This is a genomic window from Erwinia pyri, from assembly GCF_030758455.1.
Classification (GTDB): Bacteria; Pseudomonadota; Gammaproteobacteria; order Enterobacterales; family Enterobacteriaceae; genus Erwinia; species Erwinia pyri.
Genome location: NZ_CP132353.1, coordinates 3,272,989 through 3,286,337, shown reverse-complemented (window position 1 = coordinate 3,286,337; position 13,349 = coordinate 3,272,989). Strand labels below are relative to the sequence as shown.

Annotated in this window: 10 protein-coding genes; 5 read left to right on the top strand and 5 right to left on the bottom strand. The window is 54.5% G+C overall.

The features are described from left to right. Position 1: 1 nt before the first annotated feature. The gene (locus Q3V30_RS15555; RefSeq protein WP_306207172.1) at positions 2–1,426 is read right to left on the bottom strand and encodes a cytochrome ubiquinol oxidase subunit I; all 1,425 of its coding nucleotides are present in this window, start codon (positions 1,424–1,426) and stop codon (positions 2–4) included. 721 nt (positions 1,427–2,147) lie between these two features. On the opposite strand from Q3V30_RS15555, the gene Q3V30_RS15550 reads away from it, so the two are divergent. Together Q3V30_RS15550 and gntT are read left to right on the top strand one after the other, a co-directional pair. Further along, positions 2,148–2,777, top strand: coding sequence for a LysE family translocator (locus Q3V30_RS15550; RefSeq protein WP_306207170.1), 630 nt, complete (start codon positions 2,148–2,150; stop codon positions 2,775–2,777). Between the two features lie 231 nt (positions 2,778–3,008). Then, positions 3,009–4,325 carry a gluconate transporter gene (gntT, locus tag Q3V30_RS15545; protein ID WP_306207168.1) on the top strand — a complete coding sequence of 439 codons (1,317 nt, stop codon included), beginning with the start codon at positions 3,009–3,011 and terminating at the stop codon, positions 4,323–4,325. A 68-nt stretch (positions 4,326–4,393) separates the two neighbouring features. On the opposite strand, the gene Q3V30_RS15540 is transcribed toward gntT, so the two are convergent. Beyond that, complete coding sequence (locus Q3V30_RS15540; protein ID WP_306207167.1) at positions 4,394–5,476, bottom strand: malate/lactate/ureidoglycolate dehydrogenase; 1,083 nt, start codon at positions 5,474–5,476, stop codon at positions 4,394–4,396. A gap of 332 nt (positions 5,477–5,808) precedes the next feature. Between Q3V30_RS15540 and Q3V30_RS15535 the strand changes: the two genes are divergently transcribed. Continuing rightward, positions 5,809–6,912 (top strand): hypothetical protein, encoded by a 1,104-nt coding sequence (locus Q3V30_RS15535; protein ID WP_306207165.1) that lies wholly within the window; start codon positions 5,809–5,811, stop codon positions 6,910–6,912. Here the strand turns inward: Q3V30_RS15535 and Q3V30_RS15530 are convergent. From Q3V30_RS15530 to Q3V30_RS15520, 3 genes are all read right to left on the bottom strand, one after another. Next, on the bottom strand, positions 6,890–7,531 hold the full coding sequence (locus Q3V30_RS15530) for a response regulator (protein ID WP_306207164.1): 642 nt from the start codon (positions 7,529–7,531) through the stop codon (positions 6,890–6,892). The genes Q3V30_RS15535 and Q3V30_RS15530 overlap by 23 nt on opposite strands. Before the next feature lie 58 nt (positions 7,532–7,589). Continuing rightward, entirely contained in the window at positions 7,590–9,047 is a 1,458-nt protein-coding gene (locus Q3V30_RS15525) for a PAS domain-containing sensor histidine kinase (RefSeq protein WP_306207162.1), read from the bottom strand. Between the two features lie 200 nt (positions 9,048–9,247). Next, complete coding sequence (locus Q3V30_RS15520; protein ID WP_306207160.1) at positions 9,248–9,781, bottom strand: RNA polymerase sigma factor; 534 nt, start codon at positions 9,779–9,781, stop codon at positions 9,248–9,250. A 300-nt stretch (positions 9,782–10,081) separates the two neighbouring features. On the opposite strand from Q3V30_RS15520, the gene sctW reads away from it, so the two are divergent. Both sctW and sctV read left to right on the top strand, forming a co-directional pair. Continuing rightward, the gene (sctW, locus tag Q3V30_RS15515) at positions 10,082–11,227 is read left to right on the top strand and encodes a type III secretion system gatekeeper subunit SctW (protein WP_306207158.1); all 1,146 of its coding nucleotides are present in this window, start codon (positions 10,082–10,084) and stop codon (positions 11,225–11,227) included. A 10-nt stretch (positions 11,228–11,237) separates the two neighbouring features. Beyond that, positions 11,238–13,346: a type III secretion system export apparatus subunit SctV gene (gene sctV, locus Q3V30_RS15510; protein ID WP_306207156.1), complete on the top strand. Its 2,109-nt coding sequence runs from the start codon at positions 11,238–11,240 to the stop codon at positions 13,344–13,346. Positions 13,347–13,349 lie beyond the last annotated feature (3 nt).

Genomic DNA, 13,349 nt, shown 5'->3' with positions numbered 1-13,349 from the left:
TTTATTTATCCTCTTCCGGCGTAGCTAACTTTTCTTTCACGGCAGACAGCGGACGTGCCTGGGTGTGTCGTGTACCCGGACCGCCTTCGTCGTCATGACCTCCTTCCCCTGGTTTTGGACCTTTCTTAATCAGGTTGATCAGATAGATATAGCCCACCCCGAACACGGAGGAGTAAACCAGAATAAAGGCCAGCAGGCTGATGCTCATATGCATTTCGCCATGCGCCGAGACGGCATCTTTGGTGCGCAGCAGGCCATAAACAACCCACGGCTGACGACCAATTTCAGTGGTGAACCAGCCCGCCAGCAGCGCAATCAGACCAGACGGCCCCATCAGCAGCGCAAACCACAGGAATGGACGTGAGGTATAGAGGCGATGGCGGAACCGCAGCCACAGGCTGCAGACGCCCAGCAGGATCATCAGCATCCCCAGACCGGCCATGACGCGGAAGGACCAGAAGACGATGGTGGAGTTAGGACGATCCTCTTTCGGGAAAGTCTTCAGCGCAGGCACCTGTTTGTGCAGGCTGTGGGTCAGGATCAGGCTGCCCAGATAGGGAATTTCCAGCGCATATTTGGTTCTTTCCTGTTCCATATCCGGCACGCCGAACAGGATCAGCGGCGTAGGCTCATCCGGTGGGTTTTCCCAGTGGCCTTCAATCGCCGCAATTTTAGCCGGCTGATGCTCAAGCGTATTCAGACCATGGGCGTCGCCCAGTACTGCCTGAATCGGTGCCACAATCAGCGCCATCCACATCGCCATAGAGAGCATTTTGCGGATTGCAGGCGTGTCATTTTTGCGCAGCAGATGCCAGGCAGCAGAAGAGCCAACAAAGAAGGCGCTGGCCAGGAAAGCGGCGGTAGACATATGCAGCAGGCGGAACGGGAAGGAAGGGTTAAAGATAATCTTGAACCAGTCAACTGGGATAACCATACCGTTCTGCATTTCAAAGCCCTGAGGCGTTTGCATCCAGCTGTTAGACGCCAGGATCCAGAAGGTAGAGATCAGGGTTCCAAGCGCAACCATGCAGGTGGCAAAAAAGTGCAGGCCACGGCCTACGCGGTTCCAGCCAAACAGCATGACGCCCAAAAAGCCCGCTTCGAGGAAGAACGCGGTAAGCACTTCATAGGTCAGTAACGGACCGGTGATGCTTCCGGCAAACTGCGAGAAGCCGCTCCAGTTGGTACCAAACTGATACGCCATGACCAGGCCGGACACAACGCCCATCCCGAAGTTAACGGCGAAAATTTTCGACCAAAAATGATAGAGATCGCGATAATCCTCATTTTTGGTTTTCAGCCATAAACCTTCCAGCACCGCCAGGAAGCTGGCGAGCCCGATGGTAATAGCCGGGAACAGGATGTGGAAGGAGACGGTAAACGCGAACTGTATCCTTGCCAGGTGGAACGCATCTAATCCAAACATTGCTTACCTCGATCTAACATAAAAAAATTGCCTTTCTTTTTTATTTACCGACTATTAACAACAGAGCCACATAAAAGGTTTATGAAGCCGCCGTTAAGCGGATATTTCATCGAAGGTTTGATCCTAAGACCAAATCAGGTGAAGGAGTAGCAACAGTAATCGGGAACACGCCTATAACAGCATAGATCTTTGCGATGAATTGTTTCATTACCGCGTTAAATTATTTTGACAAGCTGTTAACTCATTCATACCAGATGATGCTGTGATGTAAAAATAGTGTATTTTTCTGCCTGGCTACCCTTTTTTTACCGTGCTGGTGGCAGACAGGGTGAAAAACTGGTGTGAAAATTACTTTCCTTTTATTTATAAAAGCTCCCGGATATATAACTTTTTCGCACATAATAGCGCTGCCTCAGGGCACAAATTGGAAATTAATCCCTTAATCAGCCCCTCTGTAAACGGTAATGTTATTTTATTGTTAACCGTTAGTGAGGTAAATTTTGTATGTTTCCATGTGGCTTGTTATCAGTAAACATCAGCAGGCGCTACGCCAGGTGTGAATATGAAAAACCCTGTAAATGTTAAAGCTTATTTTCTTATTTTGATTCATTAAGAAACATTTGGTTACTTTTGTGCAGGCTTTTACCCTTATTTTTTTGTCGAAGGTCAAAACCTGGTCAGCTAAGGTGTGCTTCTGATGAATGTTAAGGGAATGATAAAGATGACGCTTCTGATCTCGTTGTTGCCCGTGTATGCCGCTTACTTTCTCGGTACGGTAAGTCCGGGTCCCAGCAATCTTGCCATTATGGGCCTCGCTATGCGTCAGGGCCGACTTCCCGCTCTGAGCATGGCTGCTGGCGTTATTACCGGCTCGCTGTTTTGGGCACTGATAGTCGCAACGGGAATTTCATCTTTATTATTAGCTTATACTCATGCGCTTATTGCTATTAAGCTGGCGGGCGGCTGTTATCTTCTTTATATGGCTTGCAAAGCAGTAAAGGGCGCCCGGCGAAAAGGTGAGGCTGAAATGCCTGCGAATGAAATATCTGCCCTTGTACCGCTAGGAAAATATTATCAGCGTGGTCTGCTGCTGCATCTCGCCAATCCCAAAGCCATTTTAGTCTGGCTGGCAATCATTTCACTTGGTGTTCACGCTGACGCTTCCCCCTGGATATTGCCGTTAATAATAGGTGGTTGCGCTTGTATTGGCGTGGTGGTGTTCAGCAGTTATGCCTTACTTTTCTCCACCCGTACCCTGAGTCATGCCTATCTGAAAAGTCGTCGGGCGATTGAAGGTTTCTTCGCGCTGTTTTTCGGTATTGCAGGCATCAAACTTCTGCTTTCCAGATGACATTTTCATCACTCTCTTTCCGATGACAAAAGTTTGATCTTCATCTCAAAATGTAAATTCACCGTTGCGGGGGCGTATCAGCCTTACGGTGTTACCGTTAACATGTTCCCGGTAACACCTCGTCAGCCCTGGCTGACTGCCCTGACACTGATACCCGTCACGCCATGCGCAAAGCGGGAGAAAATTTACGTGATCCCGACTCCGGTCAGGAACACGCACCGGAGAGAATTTATGCCATTAGTCATCGTTGCGATTGGCGTAGTACTGTTACTGCTGCTGATGATCCGCTTTAAACTGAATGGATTTATAGCCCTGATCCTGGTCGCGCTGGCGGTAGGCGTGATGCAGGGAATGCCTGTTAACAAGGTTGTCGGCTCGATTAAAGCGGGCGTCGGCGGCACGCTGGGCAGCCTGGCGCTGATCATGGGCTTTGGCGCCATGCTGGGTAAACTGCTTGCCGACTGCGGTGGCGCACAGCGTATTGCCACCACCATGATTGCAAAATTTGGCACCAGATATATTCAGTGGGCGGTGGTGCTCACCGGCTTTACCGTGGGTTTTGCGCTGTTCTACGAAGTCGGTTTTGTGCTGCTGCTGCCGCTGGTGCTGACCATCGCCGCTTCTGCCCGCGTTCCTCTGCTCTATGTGGGCGTCCCGATGGCAGCGGCGCTCTCCGTCACCCACGGTTTTCTGCCTCCGCACCCTGGCCCGACGGCTATCGCCACGCTGTTCCATGCTGATATGGGCAAAACGCTGCTGTTCGGCACGCTGCTGGGTATCCCAACCGTGATCCTTGCCGGTCCGGTCTATACCCGCTTCCTGAAAAGCATCGACAAGCCGATCCCGGAAGGACTCTATAACAAGAAAACCTTTACCGAAGCCGAGATGCCGAGCTTTGGCGTCAGCGTCTGGACTTCTCTGGTGCCGGTTATTCTGATGGCGCTGCGAGCCGTGGCGGAGATGGTGCTGCCAAAGGGCCATCCGCTGCTGGGTTACGCAGAATTTTTCGGCGACCCGATTATCGCCACGCTGATTGCGGTTCTGATTGCGCTCTTCACCTTTGGCCTTAACCGTGGCCGTACCATGGATGAGGTGATGGGCACCCTGACCGATTCGATCAAAATCATCGCCATGATGCTGTTAATTATCGGCGGCGGCGGGGCGTTCAAGCAGGTGCTGGTCGACAGCGGCGTGGACAAATATATCGCTGGCCTGATGGAGGGCAGCAACATCTCTCCAATCCTGATGGCCTGGTCAATTGCTGCTGCGCTGCGTATCGCGCTGGGTTCTGCCACCGTAGCCGCCATTACCGCCGGGGGCATTGTGGCGCCCATTATCGCCACCACCGGCGTCAGCCCGGAGCTGATGGTGATTGCGGTAGGATCTGGCAGCGTGATCTTCTCTCACGTTAACGATCCGGGCTTCTGGCTGTTTAAAGAGTACTTTAACCTGACCATCAGCGAGACCATGCGCTCCTGGTCCGGACTGGAAACGGTGATCGCCGTGTGCGGACTGATTGGCTGTCTGCTGTTGCAGATGGTGGTGTAGACGGGGCCTTCCCTTAATGCAGCCGCAGCTTTCCCGCTGCGGCTGCCGGGCCAGCCTGGCATTGATGCTCAACCTGAAAACGTCGCTACTTCCGTTTCCGGCATTCCCGCCTCGCGCGCCGCATTAAGGATCTGCTGCCAGCTATTGGCATCGATCGGGATACCGCGACTTAACCGCTCTGCACGCTGCGCCTCTTCAAACTCTCCCGGTATCTGAATGGGCTGGTCGCCCGCCTGAGGCGAGGCTTTCGCCCAGTCGATAAAGTCCTGCGCCTCCTGCTGCATCTGCGGCGCGTCAAAGGCTTTCGGATCAAGAATGATGGTGGTCATGCTGTTGAAGATCGCCTCCACGCTGTTTTGCAGCGTGCTTTCATGGGTAGTCTGGCCACCCGATAACGCGCCGCCCAGAATTTCGCACATTACTGCCAGCCCATACCCTTTATGTAACCCAAAGGCTAACAGCGAACCGTAAGGCTTTTCGTGCATCACGGCGGGATCGGTGGTGGCGTTTCCCTGGCCGTCAATTAAATGGCCGGGCGCAACCTGAACGCCTTTGTTATAAGCCACTCTGGTTTTACCGAATGCAATACCGCTGGTGGCAAAGTCCAGCAGCAGAGGAGGCTGCCCGTCGCGGGGGAAGATAGCGCAAAACGGGTTGGTGCCAAACCGACGATCGCTGCCGTTAAACGGCGCCACCATCGGGTCGCCCACGACATTAACGAAATGGAAAGAGATAAACCCTGCGCGGGCGCACTGTTCAGCCCAGTGACCAATACGCCCGATATGGTGCGAATGGCGTAGCGCAATGGCACACATACCCAATTCCCGCGTACGTTCAATCCCCAGCGCCATCGCCTCGCTGGCGGCAACCTGACCAAAGCCATTATGCCCGTCGACGGTGAGGACGGCACCCGCATCCTTCACCACTTCCAGATGCTGGTTTTGCTGCAGATGGCCCTGCTTACGGGAAACCATATAGCTCGGGATCATTCCCACGCCGTGTGAATCGTGGCCGGCCAGATTTGCCTGGACCAGATGTTCTGCCACCAGGCGGGCTTCCGTCTCTCTGCTGCCCGCATGCTGCCAGATTGCCTGAACAAAACGTTGAAGCCTGCTGCTCTCGATGCGAATTTCACCTGCTGTATCTGCCATTTCTCTCTCCTGCGGCGCTGTTTACTGTTTATTTTTAAACGAATAATTCGCTGCTGTCGTTAAAACTCCCCGGGCGGGCCATAAAAACTCGCCCGATCGGAACGCGAATTTTACTGCGGTAGTTGCCATCAAAGCGGTTTGCTAAGTATACTATCGTCTTGAAAGTTATTGCTTTTTTGACTAAAGCCAAATTTTATACTCATAATTATAACAACCGCTGTTCAGCCTCTTTGCCCCTTTTGGCGCAGGCCACCCAACACCTTTCTTTTTTACGGTTAATTATCCTTTTTTATTAACAGGTCTGCGGGCAGTTGCCTTTGGGGATGAAGAGTATGGAAAATGAAAAAGAGCAGGCGCCGCTGCTTCCTGAGCTGCCGCTGAAGGGGATCCCGCAGGAGATCCTGCGGCTGGGTAAACGCCTGGCGGATACCAAATACCAGATTGATATGCTGGGCAAAACGGGGTGGGGCGAGCTGACGGCCAACCTGCATGGTCTGGAAGCGAGCGGTGAGTGGGACGGGCCGGACGACGCCTTAACGTTTTTCAGCAAAATCTTCCCCTTTGCCATGCTGCCTGCTGAAACGGAGCCGCTGGGGATTTTCCGCGTCCCTACCGAGCGGGTGATCGGGCGAAGCTGGCGCTGGTGGCCCGATCACCTGAGCGCCACCAGTGAAACCAAACTGCTGGAGCATCTGGAGGGGCCGCATGCGGCAGAGAGCACCTCGTGGTATTTTCTGCCTGCTCTGGGCGTGCTGCTGGCCGCCCAGGGACAGAGCCGGGTGAATTACTGCCGCCAGCGTCATATTCCTTTTATTACCGCACGCGTCAGTAACCTGAACTACCCACCGGCCGACCGCTTTCGCCTCTATCACGTCACAAAAGGGCAGACGCGGCAAAGTTGGGTCGTGCTGAACGACCGTTATCTGCAACCTGTGCTGTGGCCACGCATCACTCTTCCCGCGCTGACCACTTATGGCGTGCACAGCGGCAGCTGGCCGTTGACGTTCCCCCCCACGGATCGCGTCTTCAGCGAGCTCTATAATCCTCTGCCCGCCGAGGATTTTGTTGCGCCCTGTATCGATCTGCTGGCCGTGAATGAAGCGATAAAAACGGAGGCGCTGGCGGCAAAATGGGCGCAAAAGCCGGTAAAAATGGCGTTAAGCGATATGGATATCACCAACATCTGGCCGGTCAGCCTGACCCTTTCGTTTTTCTTTATTTTGTCGCTGGTGATTGCGGGCGTGACGGCAGGAGAGGGGTGGGCAGGCTGCATCAGTCTGTTAGTGTGCGGCATGGCTGGCAGCCTGCTGCTGTTCCTGGCTTCGCCGGTGTTTCTGGTCAGCAAGCGTTTACGAAGAGATTTCCAGCCGGAAGCGCCCGCAGAGGAAGCGGCTGAAGCCCAGCCGCCTGAGGTTACTGCACCAGCTGGTGGCTGATGGCATATTTCACAATATCGGCGTTGCTTGAGAACTGCATCTTCTCCATCATGCGCGATTTATAGGTGCTGACGGTTTTGTTGCTGATCGACAGCGCATCGGCAATCGCGTTGATGGTTTCCCCGTGTGCCAGCATCAGAAGGATCTGGCGTTCTCTGGTGGTTAGCGTCTCATGCAAGGCACGGTTGCCGTTCTGGTATTCAGCAAAGACAATCTCCTGGGCTAAATCGTGATCGATATAGCGAGAGCCTTTGGCTACGCTACGGATGGCGGCCAGCAGCGCATCGGGGTTCTTATCTTTGGTGATATAGCCCAGCGCACCGCAGTTCAGCACGCGACGGGCGATCTGCGGCTCATTGAACATGCTCAGCACCAGTATCGGCAGCGAAGCATACTGAGAATGGATGCGGTTAATCAGATCTTCTCCGCTGATCCCCGGCATCGAAATATCCAGCAGCAGCAGATCCAGCCCGCCGAGCCGCAGCCGTTCCAGCACCTGGCCGCCATCGCCCGCTTCGCCGACCACATCTATCTTGTCATCCAGCGCAAAAATCTGTTTCAGCCCCTCGCGCATCAGCGCGTGATCGTCGGCAATCACTAACCTAATTACTTCACTCATGCTGGTTCCCTGGTTGGAGATGCCTGATTCGAGCGCAGAATATAGCAGCTCAGTGTGACTATTTTGCTGAAAGGGGAAGGGTGATCTCCAGCTGCGTGCCCTGACCGGGTTCGCTGGTGATCGAGGCAAAGCCATTCAGCATATCGACCCGCTCTTTAATGCCCAGCAGGCCGAAAGCGTCTTCACGCACCGCCTGCATTTTAAAGCCCTGGCCATTATCGCGGATCTGTACCACCACCGACTCGCGGCTCGCCTGTACGATGATCGAGACCTTGCTCGCTTTCGCATGCCGGGAAATATTGGTCAGCGACTCCTGCACCACCCGGAATACCGCCGTCACAGCCTGATCGCTCAGCGCAACAGGTTTGCCCTCCGGAACAATCAGCATGCAGGCGCAGTCGCTGTTTTTCACAAACTCATCCCTTAACCATTCAAGCGCAGGGACCAGACCCATGTTTAGCATATTGGGCCGCAACCGGGTGGAAACATCTCTGACGACCTGAATCGTGCTGTCGATCAGCGACATCAGATAATCCGCTTGTTGTACCACGCGGGCCGGGTTATCTGCCTGCATACCCATCACCGACAAGCCGGCGCGCAAACTGGTCAGGTGCTGACCCAGCTCGTCATGAATTTCCCGGGCGATATGCTTGCGTTCATCTTCGGTGCGCTGCTGTTGATTGCTCGCCAGCAGCCGCATCTGTTGATGCGCAGCACGCACCTCATTTTCCACTTCCCGCAGGCGGCTGATATCGCGGCCTACCGCCAGAATGGAGATCACCTCTCCCTGCAAATCATATTCCGGTACGCAGCGAACGTGCAGAACTCTGGCCCGGTCGCCAAAACGCGCTTCCAGCTCCGCCTCGCTTTTTTCACCGCTGGCCAGCGTATTGGAGACCAGACGGAACAGACGCATGCCTACTTCATCAAAAGGAATGGTATCGGTTAAGCGCCAGCCGCGCGCCTTCTCCTCGCTGCAGCCAATCACTTCCAGCACCTGCGGATTAGCATACTGGCAGCGCATGTCAGTATCGAAGCGGGCGATAAGATCGGGTGAATTTTCAACCAGAGAGCGAAATTGCTGCTCCTGCTGCAGGTAACGTTCGGTTCGCTGTTTCAGCTCCCGCACGTCGCGCACCACGTTAAGCACCAGGGTTTGCCCCTGATGTTCATAGGTGCTGGAGCTGACCTCAACCGGGATCAGCTCACCGGAGCGCATCCTGTGCTGTGAGGTAAAGCGGATCCCTTCCGGGCGCATGCTGAGCTTCCACCACAGCCCCGCCACGTCGGGATCCAGCAATTCGCCATCAATATCGGCATAGCTTAAGCGGATCAATTCCTGATATTTGTAGCCCAGCATTTCGCAGGCTTTATTATTGATATAGGCCAGCTCGGCATTTTTGCCGACTAAATAGATAGCGTCATTGACCTTGTCAAGCGCAAAGTCGGGCAGGATAGCCCGACTCTCATCAGGATTTTTACTCACATTGAGGCTGAATATTTCAGACGAAAGCATTTCTCTCTCTGAAGGTTAAAAAATGTCGTTACGCTAAGCATAGATTATATTACCGCAGAGAACAGGGCACCCGACAATTTGTCGGTAAGGAACAATTACAACAAATAATTTCTCTGCTGACCATTGTTATTCATCTGAAAGTTGAGGCAGCGCGCAGATAAATATTTATGGCGTTATTCAGTCTGAAAAGTTTACTTTATTCAGCTTATTGTGCTTTTCAGCGCTTCGCGCACGCGGGACAATCGGGATTTTACCGTACCCAAAGGGATGTCGAGTGAGGTGGCGACATCCTGATAGCTGCCGTTACGTTCCACCAGAATAGTCAGCATCTGCTGCGTCTCTTCCGGCAGTTTTCCAATCGATACCGCCATCACGTCCAGCAGCTCATCATTGGCAATAATGTCACTGGGATCACACTCTTGGATCAGCTCCAGCAGATTATCTTCATTCAGACTGTCAAACAGAAAACGGTTCTGATGGGTCTTGTAGTAGTTACGGATCAGATTGGCGGCGATGCCGAACAGCCAGGTTTCAGGGCGCGAAGCTCCCAGAAATTTATGGCTGTTGCGCAGCACTTCCAGGCAGGTCATCTGTGCAATATCTTCGACGTCTTCGCGATTGGAAACACGCTTACGAATAAAGTTGTGCAGTTTACGATTTTGCTGGCAAAGGATCTCCTGCCATAAAACGACAACGGGTACTTCAGCTATTCCTGCGGTTGAAGAAGTTAACATCTTTACGCTCCTGAAATTAATGAACAGCCTGAGAGTTGTCATATAGCAAGGAGCGTGCCAGAAAAGAAAAAGGCTGCGGCGCCAGATTATTTCAGCATTTTTTATTTGAGTTAAGAATTATCTGAGACAAATAGCGACCAATAGCGAAAAATAGCTGTGCAACAATTGACACTAATAACGCCGGTTTAATGTTTCAGCTGAATCAGACATTTTAAATAGGTGTTAAAGGTCATTTTATTCGGGAACTTATCGCGTGGGTTAGCCACGTAAGAGAATCGCGAAATCAATGACGAGCCCGAGATGATAAAAGTTCAATCTGCTTACCAGTATCAGCAGGCCCTGGCAAAAACGCTGCTCAAGAAGGATAGCCCCCTGGCCACGGGGAGCGATATCCGTGCCCGGCCGGTGAATACGCAGTCAGCCGCCGCCTCGCTGAGCGACTCGCTGGAGGAGATCGGCATGATGTTCAGCGAAAAGGTGGAGAAAAAAACCAAAGGGTTGAACCGTCGCCAGATCAATACTCAACATCTGCGCAGTAATCGCGGGGCGGTGGAGCGCATTGAACGGCTGGGCGAGCTTTATCAGATGCTGGACGGGCAGCAGCAGGATCGGCTGGAGACCCGCCTGAGCGCGCTGAAGGATCTGCTCAGCAAGACGAGTGAACCGGAAGCGGAGACGCTGGTAGCGGCGGCAGATAACGATCCCGCACGGTGTGATTTACTGCTGCGGATGACGCTGCGGGAAGCCGACCGCACCGGCGATATGCAGACTGCGGCGGCGGCCAGCCAGGGGCTGGATGAGCTGCATGAAAAGTTCGGCGATAAAGTCCGTGCGGGCCTGAATACCGCGCCCGCTATTGCCAGCTTCACCACCGATCCGGCTGAAAAGCAGGGGATGCGCGATCTCTACTATCACAGCATTGTGAAGCATCAGTCGCCTGGTGTGATGCTCGACAGTCTGCTGGAGCGTTATGGCGTGGAGCAGTTTAAAGCCGGCCTGCATACGTTACAGCGCGCGCTTTCGGAAGATATTGCCGCGCTGACACCCTCTATTTCTTCCCGCTCGCTGCAAAAAATCCATCGTGCTCTGAGCGAGGCCGGGCAGCTCACGCATGTGCTGGCTGGCAGTGACAAACTGCTGGACGATCTGCGTTCCCGTGGCAAAATTCCTTTCTCTGCGCTGGGCGGTATTGAGCTGACCCGTCGGCTGCTGAACGTCGCCGAAACCGGATTGCAGGGACGCGACATTACCGGTATGGGTAAAGAGTTTGCCGGAGAAAAGCCCGCCGCAAAAATGCTGTTTTTCAACGGTCTGCTGCCGCTGATGAATACCATACCGCCGATGCTCTGGCGCAATCTTAACGACCGCACTGAGTCGGCGAAGCTGTTACGAAGCGCGATTGGCATAATGGTAGATAACGAGCACAAAGCCGCGGCGAAAGGGTGAGGGCGAGCGAATGAACAGCCTGTTTCTGGTCCTGAACCGCATCGCGCTGGGCGCGATGCGGCGTTCTGAAATCATCGGCGCGATGTTTGCTATGGCCATCGTGTTTATGCTGATCATTCCGCTGCCGCTGGGGCTGATTGATACCCTGATTGCACTCAATATCTGTATCTCTTCGCTGCTGGTGGTGCTGGCTATGTACCTGCCAAAACCGCTGGCGTTCTCCAGCTTTCCGGCGGTGCTGCTGCTGACCACTATGTTCCGCCTTGCGCTCTCTATCTCTACCACCCGTCAGATCCTGGTGCAGCAGGATGCCGGCCATATCGTAGCCGCCTTCGGGACCTTCGTGGTTGGCGGAAACCTGGCCGTGGGGATGGTAATGTTCCTGATCCTGACGGTGGTGAACTTTCTGGTGATCACCAAAGGCTCCGAAAGGGTGGCTGAAGTGGCAGCCCGCTTTACCCTGGATGCGATGCCGGGCAAGCAGATGTCTATCGACAGCGATCTCCGTGCCGGAATGATCGACGTGAATACCGCCAAGCGCCGCCGTGTCGATCTGGCAAAAGAGAGCCAGCTGTTCGGAGCGATGGATGGCGCGATGAAGTTCGTCAAGGGGGATGCTATTGCCGGACTGGTGATCCTGTTTATCAACCTGATTGGCGGTTTCAGCATCGGCGTTATGCAGCTGGGCATGCCAGCCGGGGACGCCATGCACACCTACTCGGTGCTGACCATTGGTGACGGGCTGATTGCCCAAATCCCGGCGCTGCTTATCTCTCTGACCGCCGGGATGATTATCACGCGCGTCTCTTCAGACAGCGACACCAGCCTGGATAACAATATCGGCCGGGAGATCGCCGAGCAGCTGACCAGCCAGCCCAAAGCGTGGATCCTCTCTTCCATCGGCATGTTCGGCTTCGCCGTGCTGCCAGGGATGCCCACCGGCGTCTTTATCGTACTGGCGGTGCTGACCCTGGCGACAGGCAGTTTTCAGATCTGGCGGGCGAAACGGGAGCTGATCTCCAGCCAGCCGCAGATGGAGAACGAAGTGATCCCCCCGGAGCTGAACGGCACGGAGGATCTGCGCCAGTTCAACCCGACGCGGCCTTATCTGCTGCAGTTTCCCAGCAGCGCGCGCGGCACGGCAGAGACGCTGGAGCTGGTTCAGGCTATCCGCCGGATGCGCAACAGCATTGTCTACAACTACGGCTTCACGCTGCCCGCCTTTGATATCGAGTTTCAGGATTCGCTGCCTGCTGACGAATTCCGCTACTCGGTCTATGAAATTCCCCGCGTGATCGGCACCTTCAACATCGGGCTGTTCGCCGTCAGCCGTCAGGGGCATGAGCACCTGGCGGAGGAAGAGGGTGTGGTGGTGGGTACAGAGACGCGGCGTGAGGCAGAGCTGATCTGGCTGCCTGCTGAACACCCGCTTTTACAAAATGAGCAGGTGCAGCGCTGGGGATTCCATGAACTGCTGATGCAGCGAATGGAGAATGCCATTCATGCCAGCGCCCCTAATTTTATCGGCCTGCAGGAGACGCGTGCGTTAATGGGCTGGCTGGAGGCGGAACAGCCTGAACTGGCTCAGGAGCTGCAGCGCGTAATGCCGATCGCCCGCTTCTCTAACGTGCTGCAAAACCTGGTGGCGGAACGTATCCCACTGCGCTCGGTTCGCGCCATTGCCGAAGCGCTGATTGAGCATGGCCAGCATGAACGGGATATCAGCCTGCTGAGCGACCTGGTGCGTATCTCGATGAAAGAGCATATCTGCTACCAGTACACCCGGGAGGATGGCCTGCACGTCTGGCTGCTGACGCCGGAGATGGAGGAGCAGCTGCGCGATTCGCTGCGCCAGACGCAAAGCGAGGTCTTTTTCGCCCTGACCCAGGAGCAGAGCATGGCTATCCTGGCGCAGCTTCGTCACGCCTACTCGCCGGAGAATCCCGCTTTTGCCGTACTGCTGGTGGCGCAGGATCTGCGCAGCCCGCTGCGGGGTCTGCTTCAGGATGAATTCCATCAGGTGCCGGTACTGTCGTTTGCAGAACTGCAGTCCAGCCTGTCGATTAATGTAGTGGGTCGCCTCGATCTGGAAGATTCAGCCGAGTCCTTTGATGCATAAGGA